Genomic DNA, 16,336 nt, shown 5'->3' with positions numbered 1-16,336 from the left:
TTAAGAATTGATTCAAAGAGTTTGATTAACGATCAACAAGCATGTATGTAGTTTTTAAGGTACAAACCTTAAAATGGCCCAGTGGCTCAGTTGGTTAGAGCGCCGCCCTGTCACGGCGGAGGTCGAGAGTTCGAGTCTCTTCTGGGTCGTTACAGCTTAGCTGTAATGAATTAAATATGGGATCTTAGCTCAGCTGGGAGAGCATCTGCCTTACAAGCAGAGGGTCATAGGTTCGAGCCCTATAGGTCCCATAGATTATGGATGGATTCCCGAGTGGCCAAAGGGGGCAGACTGTAAATCTGTTGGCACCGCCTTCGAAGGTTCGAATCCTTCTCCATCCACTTAAATGCCGATGTGGCTCAATTGGCAGAGCAGCTGATTTGTAATCAGCAGGTTATCGGTTCGAGTCCGATCATCGGCTTTTAACATTTAATAACGCGGGGTGGAGCAGTCTGGAAGCTCGTCGGGCTCATAACCCGAAGGTCATAGGTTCAAATCCTGTCCCCGCTACTTATGCCCAGATAGCTCAGTTGGTAGAGCAGAGGACTGAAAATCCTCGTGTCGCTGGTTCGATTCCGGCTCTGGGCATGTTTTAATGTAAAACATGCGAACGGCTGGTTAGAAAAAGCCTGAGTATTAATTAATTTAATATGGGGTATTAGCTCAGTCGGTAGAGCACTTGACTTTTAATCAAGTTGTCCGGGGTTCGAATCCCCGATGCCTCACTTTTTAAGTGGATCAGATAAATTCCCATTTATTGCTCAAGGCAGTAGGTGGGAATTTTGTTTTATATCTGTGCGAGTATAGTATAAAGGAAGACGGTTACGTTGTGATTCAGCGTAACCGTCTTTTTTATATCATAGAAAATTACGTACTGACGAACGAATCAGCAGAGCCATCGAGTAGGATTTCAATGGTAGGAGTATGTCAATGCGATAAAAAAAATATTATGGACATTTTCGACAAAATTAGAGCATAGCTGTACAGTATTAAGACTTTATCATAAGAATGAGCAGGAAATCTGTTATGATCAGGATTACTAGGAAGACAATAGAGATGGTCATAGAATAGATATTCTGGATCTGGTTTGGATTCTGCGGATCACATTTGATCTGAACATGCTTTCCGGGGGCTTTGCCAAGGCGTAAAAACTCGATTCGGTCAGCTGTGTAATTTTGTTCCTTGTAGGTGTAAGAGTACTTCACATAGTTATGATAATTGGAACTATGAGGCTTGTTAGGATTATTTGAGCGGCTGACAGATGATATAACAGCATCTACAGGTACGTAATCATGATATTTTATGGCGGAACAGATAGTTATTGCCAGAAAAAAAACAGTTCCAATTACGCAGCAGCCCAGAATAACCGGTAAAATTTGTCGGGCTTTTGGATTTACGGTGACACTCATGATTTTTCTCCTTTCTTGGTTGATAGTCTGATAATTTACGGGGGATTAATTATAAATGATTTCGAATGATCTCGAAAATTTATAATTGATGAACATTATAGCATAGTACAGCAGAAGGGAAAAGTGCTTATGAAGAGAAAAAGTGCGTCAAAAAAATTGCTGCCGCTGATGCTGATCCTGATGTTGATCTTAGGAATCAGCATGCCAGCAAATGTAGTTGAAGTCAAAGATACTTCCCAAAATATATACAATGTTGTCCAGAACAGTGACGGAACTTATACGATCACAGTAAAAGACGGAAATGCTTATAAAAATCTGGAAACCGGAAAGGTTGCACTGTTTTCTGCAAAGGAAATGGGAACAGATACAGATATTGCATTAAAAGTCCAGAATATCACAAAGGTGAAGCTGTCCGGTTCTGTTGCTGTTACGATTCCGGATGTAAGCTGTAAGCTGGATGCCGGATTCAGCTGGGGAAAGATAGAGGTAAAGCATTTTATTGCGTCAGTTACAGGAAAAGCTGATTTCGAAGGCGGACTTTATATAAGTGGCGTGAATTCAGAGCAGCAGATCAAACATGCAAGTGGAACTATGGAAACAGTCAGCGATGTACTTGAACTGGGACGAGTTCCTATAAAGCTTGGTACAACTGGTCTTTCTGCAGATCTGGTGGTTTCTCTGTTTTATGATGTGTCCGGGCAGTTTGTTGTGAAATATTCCGTTGAAGCAACTGGCGGATATGAATTCAAAGATGGAAATGGAAGATTTATCCATGATTTCAGTCAGACTTTGACACCGGTCACAATAGAAGGATCTGCGAAATGCGGTCTTCAGTTTGGATTAAATCTGACTGCATTGGAGACATGGGATCTGGCAGGAATTGATATTAAGGTAGGACCTGCGGCAAAGGCAAGCGTATCCTATACAGTTCGTGATGCCGGAAATGTGCTTTGTTCTGATGTAAGAACCTATATTTACGCAGCGGGTGAGTTGAATCCGGATACGGTGGTCGGAAAGTTCCTGAAAACGGTATGGCATTATACGTTGTCCAAGGATTTTCTGTCTGATGATGACGATAATCCACTAAAATTGAAGGTTCATTTTGAAAATGGAACACTGGTAGATAAATGTACAGTCGGAGCCGGAAGCATTGAGGGAAGCGTTTTGGATTCAAACAGTAAAGCTCCTGTAAAAAATGCCAGCGTGGAAGCATATTCCGGAACAGTCAAGGTTGAAAAAACTTTCACGAAAGAAGATGGAACTTATTCATTTAATGATCTTGATGAAGGAACCTACAAAATTGTTGTCACAGCAACCGGTTACCAGAAATATGAGAGCAGTTCCATGGAAGTATCAGCGAACCAGATCACATACGCAGAATCTTTCCTGATGGTATCCAGAGCAGAAGCCGGAGATGGTGAGCTGAGTGGAAGATTTATTCATTCCATGACCGGTGGAAATATAGAAAATGTAACTTATGAATTACGTAAGGGCTGGGATAATGTGATCGGAGAGACTGTGAAAGAAGGCGTATCAGCAGATGGAACCTATACGTTGACCGTGCCAGCCGGAAACTATACGCTGAATGCAAGCAATGAAGATTTTGTTTCTGCCCATATCAATGTTGTAGTTCAGGCAAATGCATGCAGTGAACGTGATGTAACAATGTCACCGACCAATATCAGTGCAGGAGATGAGGGACTTCTTCAGATCGTGCTTACATGGGGAGAAACTCCGCGAGATCTGGATTCTCATCTGCTGGGACCTGCTAATGAAAACGGAGATGACTACTTCCATGTATACTATAGGGATAAAAATGCATATTCAGAGGATGGAGATGTAATAGCAAATCTGGATCTGGATGATACAAGCAGCTATGGACCGGAAACAACAACCATATACAAAGGCTTCACCGGAAGAAAATATAGCTTTTATGTATACGATTATACAAATGGTGAAGATGATGCGAGTACAGAATTATCTGCTTCGTCAGCCAAAGTAACCGTTTACCGGGGTGGAAAACAGATCTACCAGGCAAATGTACCGGTTAACAGGGAAGGATACCTGTGGCATGTATTTGACTATGATGTGCAGTCAAACAAGCTTATGCCAGTCAATACCTTTGTATATGATTATGAAGTGCCGGAAGCAAATGCAATGGAAGATAATTCAGGCATTATTTCAGAAACAGAAGCCCTTGAGATCATCCGAAACAGTGAAAAGAAAGTTGAAGAAGAGAGCAGCGAGGAACTCAATATGAGTTCTGAAGAAGGAAAGACGGACGATAATACTGAGGAAGAGATATTTGATGATTCCAGTGAAGAGCCGGAGATATCAGAAAGTGGTGATACGGCTGAAGTAATTGAGTTTCCGAAGGACTCTGAAACGGAAGAAGAAAATGACGGAACAGAAGAGGATAGTGAGCGTGCGGAGGAGCTGCCGGTGGAAGATATTTATGAGGGATCAGAGGAGTTAGGTCTGGCAGGATAAAAATGTACTGTGATCGAACAGATCTCGCTGTTTGTGGCAGTACGCATATTCGGGCCCCATATGCCGGCACCGGAGGTAACGATGTTGTGCATAGTCCCCTTTTTCAGGTAGCCGCAGGAATTTTCCCAGATCAGGCCGGTGATGATGTTCAGAGGGAACAGCTGGCCGTCATGAGTATGGCCGCAGAGATCAAGGTCTGCGCCTGCGGCTGCCACTTCATCCAGCTGACCGGGCTGATGATCCATAAAAATAATCGGGAGTGTTTTGTCAAGGTAGGCTGTAAGCTGGTCAGGATCCTTACGGGTATCGGACATTTTTCGGCAGCGTGAAGGATCCTTACGGCCTGTCAGATAAAACCGTTTATCTATGAGGACGGTTTCGTCATCGAGAAGCCGGATGTTGGCAGATTCCAGAAAATTCCGCATTCTGGGATCATCATAATCTTTTTTTGCATTGCGGAAGGTAAAACCGGCCAGAATCGGTTCGCTGAGATCATGGTTGCCCCAACAGGCATAAACGCCGTATCTGGATTTCAGCGAACGGAGAATGGCCGCTGTTTTTTTCGGGTTTTTGATCCCTTCATATTCGTTATCAAAAATATCGCCGGCAATACAGATCAGATCCGGATCTTCGGCGTTGATCTTTTTTACAAGAAGTCCGGCATGTTTTTCTCCGATACTGTAACCGAAATGAATGTCTGCGAGCAGGACGATCTTCAGGGAGTCCTTTCCCTTCACCTGCTTGTCTATTTTCACATCATAAGTTTTTGTCTTAATATTCCACTGATTAAAAATCCCATAGAGACTGACACCAATGATCAGAAGGGTGCAGACAGCGCCTGTGACTACGAAGGCTTTCCTGGAATACATCCAGGCCGGATGAAGCGTATGCTTCAGGATCAGTCTGCAGAGATCTGTAGTTACGATTACGATCAGGATGTAAAGAAATGTTCCCTGAAAATAATTTGCCGTATTTTTCAGGAAGCGATGGAGCGCAGGGGGCTTCCGGATGAGAAAACAGGTCAGAAGAGAAGTGGACAGAAAAATATAAACACCTGCAAAGCATGCCCGGAACGCAAAGGTCTGGAAAAAATGAGTACAGGCACCCATCCACAAAATCATCCAGCGGACGATATAAATATTAATGAGAATATATAATGGTGCGAGAAAGATGGCAAGCATGGTGTGTGATACCTCCATTCGTGGCAAGCAATAAGCGGTGAGCAGGACTGATCGCTGCAGATACTTTTTGGATTGATACATAGCATTTCCATAAATTACTGCAGCATGTTCGGAATAACTTTTTTTGATGCATTGATTCATAGAACTGCTATAGTATACAGCAAATAATAATTTTTGGCAAAAGAACATATATTAGGAAAAAGAACGCTTATGGTGCTTTTTATGAAAAAATATGCGCTTCTTCGATATTGTCTGGTGTTTTTAGCAATTGTTCTTCCTTATTTTTCGGCGGCAACCATTAATGGACCGGAGAGGGTCCTGGCAGAGAGGGTGCCGGATATGGAAGAATATCTCCCGGTCATTGTTTTTTCGCAGATTTCCCCGGATATGAAAAAAGAAACCATAAAGGCGCAGACTGTGATCGCACGGTCGAATATTCAAAGGTGGCTGGGCGAGGGGAAAAATCTGGCAGAGATCCTGAGGGAAAACGGAAGTACAGAGGAAGTCTGGAGATATTTTTTTGCAGAAAAAAGGCAGATCTATGAGCAGGCAGCAAAAGAGACGGATGGACAGGTACTTACATATGAAGGAAAAGTGAGGCTGACTCCCTGGCATAAGAGAAGCGCAGGGAAAACCCGCAGCGGGGAAGAAGTTTTTCATGATGAGGCGTATACATATCTGAAATCGGCAGATAGCAGTGCGGACAAAAAATCTCCGGATCGTATAAAAATCGTGGAAATTCCTGCGGAGCAGCTTTCCGGGGAGCTGAAGATCAAAAAACGGGACAGTGCCGGTTATGTGACAGAGCTTACGATTGGGGAAACACTCCTGGAGGGAGAAAGCTTTGCAGCGGGAATGGGACTGGAATCCGCGAATTTCAGTTTGAAGAAAAAGGATGATATTTATTATCTGCGAGTGCGTGGCAGCGGTCATGGTGTGGGATTTTCCCAGTTTGGTGGAAATGAGATGGCAAAAAACGGAAGCAGTGCGGAGGAGATCCTGAAAAAATATTTTCCGGAGATGGAGCTGAAAGCTGAGGATTAAAGAAAGTCAGGCATCCGAAGCAACGTCTGATAAAAAAATATTCAAAAAATGAATAGACAGCCATATTCTGGACACTCTATAGATATAGAAATGGTGACCGAAACGGCAGCTTTACTGTTTTTTCTGTTACTGAAAATGAACATATCAGACAGAGGTGGAAAGAATATGAAAAGTAAAATTGTGAGAGGTATTATCAACGGAGGTGTTCTGGCAGCAGTGGCGGCACTTGGGATTACTGTTTATCAGCTTGGAACAAAGCCCATCGCAGAAAATCCCCAGGAGGAAAATTCTGTACAGGTAGAAGAGACCGGGCTGGAAGAGGAGCTTTCGGACGGGGAAAACGCAGAGGATGCGGCAGCTGCCGGAGATGGCTGGCAGGATGTAGCACAGGATGAGATCTCTGATGGAGAAACCGGAGATGAAGCAGGTCTGTCAGGAGCTTCAGAAGCCGGAGCAGATGGAGTGACAGGAAGCATCCGTGAGACTGCAGGAAGTGGTACAGCCGAAAATGCAGCGGCAGATGCAGATAATGGAAGTGGTACGGATGATAGGAGCGTGTCTGCGGCGGCAGGTGCAGACAGAAGCCGCACAGATGGCACTGGAAATACAGCAGATAATGCCGGAAATACATCGGCAGAGGGAGCGGTGAATAACGGAGCTGGAGCTTCCACAGATACCGCAGAGACCTCAGCTGTCGGAATTGCGGCACAGGCTTTGGATTTTACGGAGGATTCCATTATGGAATGGCCGGTCAGAGGAACGGTTCTTGTGGATTACAATATGGATGAAACCGTATATTATCCGACTTTGGATCAGTATCGTGTGAGCTCTGCCATTGCTTTGCAGGCAGTGGAGGATGCGCCGGTGTATGCGGCGGCTGATGGTCAGGTGCTTTCTGTTGTGCAGGATGCCTGCACGGGAACGACTGTGACTATGGAGTTGGGAAATGGTTATCAGGCAGTATACGGGCAGCTGAAGGACCTTACTGTGGCAGAAGGTGACACAGTAAAGGAGGGTGAAGTGATCGGAAATATCAGTGCACCTACCAAATATTATTCTGTAGAAGGCCCGAATCTTTATTTTGCAATGAAAAAGGATGGCGTGCCGGTAGATCCGTTTGAATATCTGGAATGACAGGGAAAACCGAAAAACAGATATGCCGGGGAGATTTTTGGAAACAGAGTATGGAGGATACGGGATGGGAGGTATATGCATCCCGTATCCTCTGCGTTGTGAAGCGTATTAGTGAGAACGGAGTGAGCAGTAATAAAAATTTTCATTTACATAGGAAAAGAATCTTTTTTACAGGAAAGAAACCGTGTATAATCTATATTATAAATATGCATACAAGGACAGATATAACAGGACAAAAGAAGAGGTACATAAGTTATGAACATTAATGAAATAGCCAGGCTTGCCGGAGTTTCCAGAGCTACGGTATCCAGATATTTGAATAATGGATATGTCAGCAGTGAAAAAAAGGAAGTCATCCGCAGGGTGATCCAGGAGACAGGCTATCAGCCATCCTCCCAGGCACAGACACTGCGGACCAAAAAAACCAGTCTCATCGGTGTCATCCTTCCAAAGATCAATTCAGATACCATAAGCCGTGAGGTGACAGGGATCAGTGATATTCTTACACGGAGAGGATATCAGCTCATTCTGGCCAATACCAATAATGATGTGGAAGAAGAGCTGAAATACCTTTCTCTGTTTAAAGAACGTCAGGTGGACGGAGTGGTTTTTATTGCTACCATGTTTACCAGAAAGCATAAACAGATGCTGAAGGATTATAAGGTACCGATCGTGATCCTGGGACAGCATCTGGACGGATATCCATGTATTTATCAGGATGATCATAAAGCAGCTTTTCAGGTCACGGAGAAGCTGGCGGAGAAGGGGAAAAAGTTTGCCTATATCGGCGTTACAGATAAGGACGAGGCAGTTGGTGCCTGCAGGAAAAAGGGTTTTATGGATGCTATCCATAAAGCTAAGCTGGAGGTCGTGCCGGAGAGGATGAAGATCGGAAGCTTTACCATGGATTCCGGGTATGAGATGGCGAAGGAGCTTTTTGAGGAGGAGCCTTCCATAGATTCTCTTGTGTGTGCTACGGATACTATGGCGGTGGGAGCCATGACTTATTTGAAGGAGATCGGGCTTCGCATTCCCGAGGATGTTCAGATCGCAGGGATTGGGGATGGAGTTCCGGGTAAGATCGTGGAACCGAAGCTGACAACGGTACATTTTTATTATAAGACCAGCGGAATGGAGGCAGCAGCCATGCTGGCTGATCTTATTGAGAACGATACCGGGATCAGCAAGGAAATAAAAATGGGATGTGAGCTTGTGGAACGGGAATCTCACAGGTAACAGAGAATATCCTCGCAGACAGAGGAAGAAATTATAAGTTATTGTGGAACAGGAGCAGATCTTTTGGGAGAAAAAGACCTGCTTCTTTTGGTGTGGTGCTGTGTTATGGCTGAGCAAACACAGAAAAATGCCAGATTTTTTCTGCGATGTCCTGACTGGTTTGTCTGTTTTGCATCTGTTCTTATGGAATATGTACAATTTTGACTGAAGAAATTTGTGCGATGTTGCGGATTTACAAATAATAATGCAGTAGTTATAATACAAGTAAGATGTGAGAACGATTCCACATAAGAACACAAGCAATAACATAAAACATACCATTGAAAAGTGCTGAAATCATCAAAAAGCTTAAAAAATGGAAAAATTACCGTCCCTTGTATGAATGGATGTATGAAATCAATCTCATAAATAAATGAAAAACAATGGATCAGAGATAATAAATCCCGGGAAGCTGAAGAAAGAACAGACAGATCTGATCCGAAGAAAGGGAAAGAAGAAAGAGATGACTGTCCGGGAACAGTAGCAGAAAAGGAGGAAGGACATGGATTACAGAAAGACAGCACAGGAAATCTATGATCATGTAGTAAAGAAAGAAAACATCATTTCCGCGGCGCACTGTGCAACAAGGCTTCGTCTGGTCATTGCGGATAATGACAAGGCGGATAAGGAATATATAGAGAACATCGACGGTGTGAAGGGCGTGTTTTTCGCACAGGGACAGATGCAGATCATCCTGGGAACAGGAGTTGTAAACAAGGTTTATGATGAATTTATCCAGATCGCCGGAATATCAGAGAGTAGTAAGGATGAGCTTAAGAAGGTGGCAGCATCCAAGGCTAATCCGATACAGAGACTGATCAAGACACTGGGAGATATTTTTGTCCCGATCATCCCAGCTATCGTAGCAAGCGGATTTTTGATGGGAATCATGGAAGCCCTGAACTTTATGGTAAACAACGGCTTCCTGAATATTAACACCAATGGTTCCATTTATGTATTTGCACAGCTTTTCAGTAACACAGCGTACACATTCCTGCCGATCCTCATCGCTTACAGTGGTGCAAAAGTATTCGGCGCCAACCCTTACCTTGGTGCGGTTATCGGTATGATCATGATTCATCCGAATCTGCAGAACGCCTGGACAGTTGCCACGGAAGGCGTACAGGCCACACAGAAAGTATGGTTCGGACTTTACTCCATTGACATGGTTGGATATCAGGGACATGTAATCCCGGTTATCATTGCAGTCTGGGTACTGGCACAGATTGAGAAGAGACTTCATAAAGTCGTACCTGCAATGTTCGATCTTTTTGTAACACCGCTTGTCAGTGTTTTTGTAACCGGCTATCTTACACTTTCCATTATCGGACCGATCTTCGTAACAGTTGAGAACGGACTTCTGGATGGGATCCAGTGGCTGATCGCACTGCCATTTGGAATCGGAAGCTTTATCATGGGTGCCTTTTATGCACCGACTGTTGTTGCTGGTGTTCATCACATGTACACTATCATTGACCTTGGACAGCTGGCCAAATTCGGCGTTACCTACTGGCTGCCACTTGCATCTGCAGCTAACATTGCACAGGGTGGTGCAGCTCTTGCTGTAGGCCTGAAATCCAGAAATCAGAAGATCAAATCCATGGCTGTTCCTTCTGCCTTAAGCGCATGCATGGGAATCACAGAGCCGGCAATCTTCGGTGTAAACCTCCGCTTCGGAAAGCCGTTTATCATGGGCTGCCTGGGTGGTGCATGCGGAGCACTTTTTGCCTCCATTAGCAGTCTTGGTGCCACAGGAACAGGTGTTACCGGTATCTTCGGAATCCTGCTGTGCCTGAATAATCCAGTTGGTTATATCCTGATGTTTGCCATCGCATTTGGTGTGGCTTTTGTGCTTACTTGGATGTTCGGATATAAGGATGAGGTACAGGAAACAGCTGAAAAAAATATTGAAGCAGAGAAAAAATCAGATGCTCCGGCAGAAATTGCCCAGGAGAAAACTTCAGAGACAGGTGCACAGACCCTCTACAGCCCGCTTGAGGGAACTGCGATCCCGCTTTCAGAAGTAAAGGATGCAACCTTTGCATCTGAAGTCCTTGGAAGGGGCATGGCAGTGATTCCGTCCAAAGGTGAAGTAAAAGCACCCTGTGACGCTACGGTTTCTACAATTTTTGACACAAAGCATGCCATCGGGCTTGCAACAGAAAGTGGTCTGGAGCTGCTGATCCATATCGGCGTTGACACTGTTGAGCTTGGCGGTAAATTCTACACCGCTCATGTAAAGGACGGTGACGTGGTCAAAAAAGGCCAGACACTGATCACCTTTGATATGGATGCTATTAAGGCAGCCGGCTATGATGTGACCACACCGCTGATCGTAACCAATACCGATGATTATGAAGAAGTAAAAATGCTTGCAGAAGGAACAGTAAATAATGGTTCTGAAGTACTGGAGGTAAAATAAAATGAGTTCTCTGACCAAGGTCCTTGCAGAGGAAGTGCGAAAAATCGAGGAAACGGCAGCAGTTGATAGGACGATGCAGACAAACCGTTTGACCCATCATCTGATGCCGCCTGTGGGATGGCTCAATGACCCGAACGGATTATGCTGGTACAAGGGAAGATATCATGTGTTTTTCCAGTATTCTCCGTTTGAGGCCAACGGTGGACTGAAATTCTGGGGACATTACTCCAGTGAAGATATGATCAGCTGGAGATATGAAGGGGTTCCGCTTCTGCCGGACAGCATTTATGACTGTCATGGTGTTTACTCAGGCTCTGCGATTGCGGAGAAAGATAAGCTTCATCTTTTCTACACAGGAAACATCAAGATGGATGGAGATTATGATTATATCAATAACGGAAGACAGTCCAGCACTCTTCATGTGGAGAGTGCGGACGGCCTTCATTTCGGAACAAAGGAGGTTGCAGTTTCCTGTGAGGATTATCCGGAGAATTACACCTGCCACATCCGTGACCCGAAGGTCTGGAAGGAGGGGGAAGAGTACCGGATGATCCTTGGCGGCCGTCAGAAAAGCGACCAGGGCGCCGTACTTTTTTACAGATCCGAAGATCTGAAGAACTGGAAATTTGACAGTGAGCTTACTACAGAAAAGGCATTCGGATACATGTGGGAGTGCCCGGATTTTTTCACTCTTGAGGGACAGGAGGTGCTTTCTGTATCTCCCCAGGGACTGACCAGAGAAGAGTTCCGTTTTCAGAACATCTATCAGTCCGGATACTTTATCCTGAAGGATGGAAAGCCGGAGGAAAAAGCTTTCCGGGAATGGGACCACGGCTTTGATTTCTATGCACCCCAGACATTCCAGGATGGAAAGGGCAGACGGATCCTGATCGGCTGGATGGGAATGCCGGATGCAGATGAGGAGTATGTGAATCCTACAGCAGAGAGCGAAGGCTGGCAGCATTGCCTGACTGTTCCAAGGGAAGTTACGTATAAAAACGGAATGCTTTATCAGTATCCGGTGGAAGAACTGAACGGGCTGAGAAAGACTGGCGTTTCTGTCAGCGGTTCCAGTGCGGAGATTCCGGTGAATGGACCGTTTGATCTGGATGTTCAGGTAAAAGGTGAGCAGGGTAAAGTGAGCCTTGGGGAAAATCTCTTCCTGGAATATCAGGACGGAGATGTGATCTTAACTCTCTCCGAGAAGGCCGGTGCCGGACGTAAAGTACGTAAGGCGCATGTTCCGTCTGGTGTGATCGAAAGCATCAGAGTTCTTGCGGATACTACAGCTGTGGAAATCTATGTGAATGGCGGAGAGGTTGTTTTCTCTTCCAGATATTATCCGGAAACGCAGGAACAGACTGTGAAGGTGGAGGCTGTGGAGTGTGATGGGAAGATTTATGTGCTGAAGAATTATGTGATGGAGTAGGCTGGGCTTATTAATCGGGAAATACAGCAAGATCAGAATACGAATACCTATAGAGCAGCTATGCAGTGAATTCCATATTCACAGAAATAAGAAATGACCGTATAATAAAGCAGGTGGGAAAATCCGCAGCCGGAATCCCGACCTGCTTTATCTTTGTTATAAGTGAAATACATGAATTGTGCCGGCTGCTTGAGTATAGAAGGATGGCTGCTGAAGAAATGTTGGTGGCTGTCTTTACATAGAAAGAATGCGGCCGACTGGATGTTTGTTTTACAGGAGAGGAAATATCACGGAAGACAGATCACACTGTCCAGAAAAGTGTTCAGATATTTGTTTTACAGGAAGGCACATATCAGGGTTGATGTTACTGAAGATGTACTGGCATTTGGCATTGTATTGCATAAATTTTTTACAGAAGAGGAGACTGCTATGAACTATACATACATCGTGCAGTGTGCAGACGGCACACTTTACACTGGGTGGACAAACTGTCTTGCCAGGCGGATGAAAGCCCATAATGAAGGCAAGTCAGGTGCCAAATATACCCGGGCCAAGCGGCCGGTGAAGCTGGTGTATTATGAGGGCTTTGCCACAAGGGAAGAGGCCATGAGCCGGGAGTACCGGATTAAGCAGCTGACCAGGGAGAAGAAGCTGGAACTGATGAAGTTTTGAATTTTGATAAACATTTTGATATTTCAAAAGGCTTCAAATGTGTGGAGCATTATGCAGCGGAACTGAAAGATAAGGATATGTATGTTCTGCTGAATCCTATTGGTATCTCAGCATAACAACTGAATCAAAGGTATCCCCATTGTCGATCCACTGACAGCTGCCATCATTTTTTTCACAGATATCTTCAATTATGGACAGGCCGAATCCATGGTTGAGGATATCTTTTTTTGATGTTTTGTGGTTGAATGGTCGTGCCGGATCTTTGCTGTTTTGCATGTGGACAGTAAGAAAACCGGCGGACATTTTTGATGTTACAGAGATAAACGGTGCTTCAGAACCGGAAGCGTTGCAGCTTTCTATTCCATTATCCAGCAGGTTGAAAAATATACTGCTCAGTTCCGAAGAGGGAATATTGGATTTCTCCGGAAGAAGAACCTCGTAGGTAACTTTGATATTTTTCTGCATGGCAAGAAATCTTTTGTCCGCAAGGATGGCGTTGATCAGGCTGTCCTGGCAGATGGGATGGAAACGTTCTCTCTGAAAATCATCGGTGATGGCTGGCAGGTAGTCCTGGATTTTATCATATTCGTTCGTTTTCAGGTAATTCTGAAGTGTCTGCAGTTTCCGGATGGTAGCCTGTTGGAACGCCAGAGTCTCCTGCTTTCTGGAAACAAACAGCTGCTCCTGTTCTTTCTGTAATTGTTCCTGCTTCTGAAGAGCCTGAAACTTTGCCTCTTCCTGAGCATTTTTGAGCGATCGTCTGGCAAGAAGGTAGATCCTGCGGTAAGTGAGGGCCAGAAAAAAGAGAAGCATTATCTGGCAGAACAGAGCATATTCCTGTAGCAGAGCTCCCAGGAAAAGAGATGCCTGAACACAGAAAAGTTCTATAAAAAGAATAGTAAAGCCTCGTTTCATAAAGTCCTCTTTTCCGGCGGAAGTTCTGAAAGAATTGTTTCCAGATATACATCTGCCTCAAGATATTTTTGGGTGCGGATCAGATAATTCAGTGAAAAGAGATGGTTTTCCATATCGTGATTCCATTTTCGCACAGATTGATATTCTTGTTCCATTTCGGTTGTATATTCCAGCTGTTTCTGAAGAAAACTCATCTGCTGAACCAACAGTTCGTGTCTTTTTTCTCTGAGAGAAATGTTGTGAAAAGCCCTGGCTATGATCAGACAGCAGAGAAGATTGAGAAACCAGTATAAAATGATCAGCCATTTTAACCAGGGAGAATTTTTACGGTATAGCAATATTCCCACAAGAAGTGAAGACGCCTGTACGGGAAAAAGAAGCTCAGCAATGGTAGTCAGCTGAATACTGTGGGAATAATTCCGGATTAGTGGAACCAGTTTTTTAATAAACAGCAATGCAACGAAGAAATCTATGATTATTAAAAAAAGCATTTCACCAGATGTATAAAGCAAATTATAACGAAACGATTCTTCGTGGTGTATAAGAGTGTAAATCGGCAGGGCAAACGTTGCAGCGATATTTTCAGAAATTGCCAGAATACATATTAAGATCAGAAATATGGAAATCTTTTTATTCAGAGGATCTGAAAAATAAAGAATTGTCAGGAGAAGGAGTGTCAACTGGATAAGCCAGGAGCCCATACTGGGAAACCAATATTTTGACATAAAGGCAGCTGTTATGGGCAACATAAATGAGACAAAAAAACGGCTACGGTTTTTGGGAAAAAAGCTCCGGGATGGCGTAAGGATACCAGTGCAAAATCGGACACAGATATAGGAAGTTATGAAAGAACTCGGAAGAAGAGTGTATAAAATAAATTTCAGAAACTGTGGCATGAGAGTACCTTCTTTCTTGGAAATGTTATAGGATATCAGAGCAAAATACGAAAGTCAGTCTTTCGGAATCACAGCATCAGCAGAGAAAAAGATTTTTTAATATCTTCATAATGTGCGCGGCTGACAGGAATCTGCTGACCGGTGTTCAATGTGATCTCTGTATGCTGGAGTTTGGAAACTGCATGAAGGTTCACGAGAAAACTTCTGTGGCAGCACACGAAAAAATCCGGCAGCTGTTGCTGGAGAACATTCAGTTTGTCTCTGACTGTATAGGTTTCTGTTCTGGTATGAACGGTTGTTTCACGAAGGTTCCGCTCCAGGTATAAAATATCATTTACCGGGATACGAAGGTGGGAGCGTTTGATCTTGATGATAAGATACAGTTCTTCATCTGTTTGGAGATTTTTAAGTGCGGCATCCAGTGCAGTCGGCAGATATTCGTTAAGTCGGTTTTTGTAAATGAAATAGGTGTGCTTCGTGGAATAAACATCGGAAGCATATTCCAGATACTGGCTGATAAAGATCAGCTGCGTCCGGGGATTCTCTCCATTTATCATCTGGCCAAGTTCAATTCCGGAAACCGTATCGTCACCCAGGGAGATATCCAGAAAAACGATATCATAAGGGCACCCCAGCTCCGGCAGAGAAGTCATAAACTCTTTTCCGGAAAGGAATGGATGCAGTTCATAAGGGACTTTCAGAATGGTTTCAATATTTTTCTTTATGATCTCTACAAAAATCTCACTGTCTTCGCAGATCGCAATCTTCAACATACGCATACTCCAGAAAATTATTCGGCTGCCTCAGGCAGCCGTGGTGTCGTTATATGTCAAATATACATGAAAATAATGGGAAAGTCCAGAGGAGAGAAATTTGTCGAAATGTTTTGATTGTATATTCGCCCATATTGTGCTAAAGTAAAGAAAAGCATTTCATTTCTATTGTTGATCTATACGGGTTCTTCCGTATCTGAAATTCATCAGCCATTCGGCTATTACAAAGAAATCTCAATGCTTAAATCACATGATCATGCAGGGAGATTTCCGGAGGATTCAATTCCAGATTCAGACCTGTCACTGGAGTTGAAGGCAGTCATGCTGAATATTAATAAAGGTCATAACCGGAAGCTGATGGAAACCTGCAGGACCCTTGAGGACTATGCGGAATACACTTTTCGTGTAAGAGAATACGCAGCAGAAATGCCACTGGATACAGCAGTAGAGCAGGCAATCACAGAATGTATCAGTGAAGGGATCCTGACAGATTTTCTGAGAAAAAACTGAGCGGAGATTATTAACAGTTAAATATAAATTATAAAATCATATAAGTACATGTTGAGTTTTATAAGATATTAGAGTGGAATATTATTGAAAGGAGTTGATGCTTTGAGTAAATATTATTCTATACATGAATCTTCAAAAATTATAGGCGTATCCGCCCAGACATTACGAAATTGGGATGCCAATGGA

12 protein-coding genes, 7 tRNA genes and 2 pseudogenes are annotated in these 16,336 nt (G+C 43.9%); 16 read left to right on the top strand and 5 right to left on the bottom strand.

The genetic code is table 11. The annotated features are described in order from the left end of the window. The first annotated feature begins 75 nt into the window (after positions 1-75). From LI091_RS16935 to LI091_RS16905, 7 genes are all read left to right on the top strand, one after another. Positions 76-149, top strand: a tRNA-Asp gene (locus LI091_RS16935). A gap of 29 nt (positions 150-178) precedes the next feature. Further along, a tRNA-Val gene (locus LI091_RS16930) sits at positions 179-251 on the top strand. Positions 252-259: 8 nt separating this feature from the next. Continuing rightward, positions 260-341 (top strand) — tRNA-Tyr (locus LI091_RS16925). Positions 342-348: 7 nt separating this feature from the next. After that, positions 349-421: transfer RNA gene (locus LI091_RS16920), tRNA-Thr, on the top strand. A 15-nt stretch (positions 422-436) separates the two neighbouring features. After that, a tRNA-Met gene (locus tag LI091_RS16915) sits at positions 437-510 on the top strand. Between the two features lie 5 nt (positions 511-515). Then, a tRNA-Phe gene (locus LI091_RS16910) sits at positions 516-588 on the top strand. Between the two features lie 64 nt (positions 589-652). Next, a tRNA-Lys gene (locus LI091_RS16905) sits at positions 653-725 on the top strand. A 264-nt stretch (positions 726-989) separates the two neighbouring features. On the opposite strand, the gene LI091_RS16900 is transcribed toward LI091_RS16905, so the two are convergent. Then, positions 990-1,409, bottom strand: a complete 420-nt coding sequence (locus LI091_RS16900) for a DUF3592 domain-containing protein (protein WP_092071782.1) — start codon at positions 1,407-1,409, stop codon at positions 990-992. Between the two features lie 129 nt (positions 1,410-1,538). On the opposite strand from LI091_RS16900, the gene LI091_RS16895 reads away from it, so the two are divergent. After that, positions 1,539-3,899, top strand: a complete 2,361-nt coding sequence (locus LI091_RS16895; RefSeq protein WP_265191395.1) for a carboxypeptidase regulatory-like domain-containing protein — start codon at positions 1,539-1,541, stop codon at positions 3,897-3,899. Here LI091_RS16895 and LI091_RS16890 read toward each other — a convergent pair. After that, positions 3,863-5,080, bottom strand: coding sequence for a metallophosphoesterase (locus LI091_RS16890; RefSeq protein WP_265191394.1), 1,218 nt, complete (start codon positions 5,078-5,080; stop codon positions 3,863-3,865). The genes LI091_RS16895 and LI091_RS16890 overlap by 37 nt on opposite strands. A gap of 174 nt (positions 5,081-5,254) precedes the next feature. On the opposite strand from LI091_RS16890, the gene LI091_RS16885 reads away from it, so the two are divergent. The 6 genes from LI091_RS16885 (at position 5,255) to LI091_RS18685 (ending at position 13,056) form a co-directional block, all read left to right on the top strand. Then, positions 5,255-6,124, top strand: a complete 870-nt coding sequence (locus tag LI091_RS16885) for a SpoIID/LytB domain-containing protein (RefSeq protein ID WP_173734513.1) — start codon at positions 5,255-5,257, stop codon at positions 6,122-6,124. Positions 6,125-6,289: 165 nt separating this feature from the next. Continuing rightward, positions 6,290-7,258: a M23 family metallopeptidase gene (locus LI091_RS16880; RefSeq protein WP_084449199.1), complete on the top strand. Its 969-nt coding sequence runs from the start codon at positions 6,290-6,292 to the stop codon at positions 7,256-7,258. Between the two features lie 255 nt (positions 7,259-7,513). Continuing rightward, positions 7,514-8,494 carry a LacI family DNA-binding transcriptional regulator gene (locus LI091_RS16875; RefSeq protein ID WP_021652887.1) on the top strand — a complete coding sequence of 327 codons (981 nt, stop codon included), beginning with the start codon at positions 7,514-7,516 and terminating at the stop codon, positions 8,492-8,494. A gap of 541 nt (positions 8,495-9,035) precedes the next feature. Then, entirely contained in the window at positions 9,036-10,955 is a 1,920-nt protein-coding gene (locus tag LI091_RS16870; RefSeq protein ID WP_265191393.1) for a PTS beta-glucoside transporter subunit IIBCA, read from the top strand. A 1-nt stretch (position 10,956) separates the two neighbouring features. Continuing rightward, the gene (locus LI091_RS16865) at positions 10,957-12,384 is read left to right on the top strand and encodes a glycoside hydrolase family 32 protein (protein ID WP_265191392.1); all 1,428 of its coding nucleotides are present in this window, start codon (positions 10,957-10,959) and stop codon (positions 12,382-12,384) included. 429 nt (positions 12,385-12,813) lie between these two features. Beyond that, positions 12,814-13,056: a GIY-YIG nuclease family protein gene (locus tag LI091_RS18685; RefSeq protein ID WP_265191396.1), complete on the top strand. Its 243-nt coding sequence runs from the start codon at positions 12,814-12,816 to the stop codon at positions 13,054-13,056. Between the two features lie 96 nt (positions 13,057-13,152). Here the strand turns inward: LI091_RS18685 and LI091_RS16855 are convergent, their stop codons facing one another. The 3 genes from LI091_RS16855 to LI091_RS16845 form a co-directional block, all read right to left on the bottom strand. Continuing rightward, positions 13,153-13,971, bottom strand: a complete 819-nt coding sequence (locus LI091_RS16855) for a sensor histidine kinase (RefSeq protein ID WP_265191391.1) — start codon at positions 13,969-13,971, stop codon at positions 13,153-13,155. After that, on the bottom strand, positions 13,968-14,462 hold the full coding sequence (locus LI091_RS16850) for a hypothetical protein (RefSeq protein WP_265191390.1): 495 nt from the start codon (positions 14,460-14,462) through the stop codon (positions 13,968-13,970). Before LI091_RS16850 ends, LI091_RS16855 begins: the two co-directional genes overlap by 4 nt. A 473-nt stretch (positions 14,463-14,935) precedes the next feature. Next, entirely contained in the window at positions 14,936-15,640 is a 705-nt protein-coding gene (locus LI091_RS16845) for a LytR/AlgR family response regulator transcription factor (RefSeq protein WP_265191389.1), read from the bottom strand. Positions 15,641-15,940: 300 nt separating this feature from the next. Between LI091_RS16845 and LI091_RS16840 the strand changes: the two are divergent. Then, positions 15,941-16,147 (top strand): annotated as a pseudogene (locus LI091_RS16840) (hypothetical protein); the annotation flags it as partial. 105 nt (positions 16,148-16,252) lie between these two features. After that, a pseudogene (locus tag LI091_RS18785) lies at positions 16,253-16,336 on the top strand (IS607 family transposase); the annotation flags it as partial.

This window comes from Blautia sp. MSK20_18, from assembly GCF_020553125.1.
In the GTDB taxonomy this organism is placed as follows: Bacteria; Bacillota; Clostridia; order Lachnospirales; family Lachnospiraceae; genus Blautia_A; species Blautia_A fusiformis.
Note: the sequence above shows the minus strand (reverse complement) of the source record. Positions and strands in the feature narration are given on the sequence as shown.

What these genes read in the sequence shown, in the direction of transcription:
- LI091_RS16900 (WP_092071782.1), bottom strand. Translation starts at nt 1,409, where the DNA reads ATGAGTGTCACCGTAAATCCAAAAGCCCGACAAATTTTACCGGTTATT.
- LI091_RS16895 (WP_265191395.1), top strand. Translation starts at nt 1,539, where the DNA reads ATGAAGAGAAAAAGTGCGTCAAAAAAATTGCTGCCGCTGATGCTGATC.
- LI091_RS16890 (WP_265191394.1), bottom strand. Translation starts at nt 5,080, where the DNA reads ATGCTTGCCATCTTTCTCGCACCATTATATATTCTCATTAATATTTAT.
- LI091_RS16880 (WP_084449199.1), top strand. Translation starts at nt 6,290, where the DNA reads ATGAAAAGTAAAATTGTGAGAGGTATTATCAACGGAGGTGTTCTGGCA.
- LI091_RS16875 (WP_021652887.1), top strand. Translation starts at nt 7,514, where the DNA reads ATGAACATTAATGAAATAGCCAGGCTTGCCGGAGTTTCCAGAGCTACG.
- LI091_RS16870 (WP_265191393.1), top strand. Translation starts at nt 9,036, where the DNA reads ATGGATTACAGAAAGACAGCACAGGAAATCTATGATCATGTAGTAAAG.
- LI091_RS16865 (WP_265191392.1), top strand. Translation starts at nt 10,957, where the DNA reads ATGAGTTCTCTGACCAAGGTCCTTGCAGAGGAAGTGCGAAAAATCGAG.
- LI091_RS18685 (WP_265191396.1), top strand. Translation starts at nt 12,814, where the DNA reads ATGAACTATACATACATCGTGCAGTGTGCAGACGGCACACTTTACACT.
- LI091_RS16855 (WP_265191391.1), bottom strand. Translation starts at nt 13,971, where the DNA reads ATGAAACGAGGCTTTACTATTCTTTTTATAGAACTTTTCTGTGTTCAG.
- LI091_RS16850 (WP_265191390.1), bottom strand. Translation starts at nt 14,462, where the DNA reads ATGCTTTTTTTAATAATCATAGATTTCTTCGTTGCATTGCTGTTTATT.
- LI091_RS16845 (WP_265191389.1), bottom strand. Translation starts at nt 15,640, where the DNA reads ATGTTGAAGATTGCGATCTGCGAAGACAGTGAGATTTTTGTAGAGATC.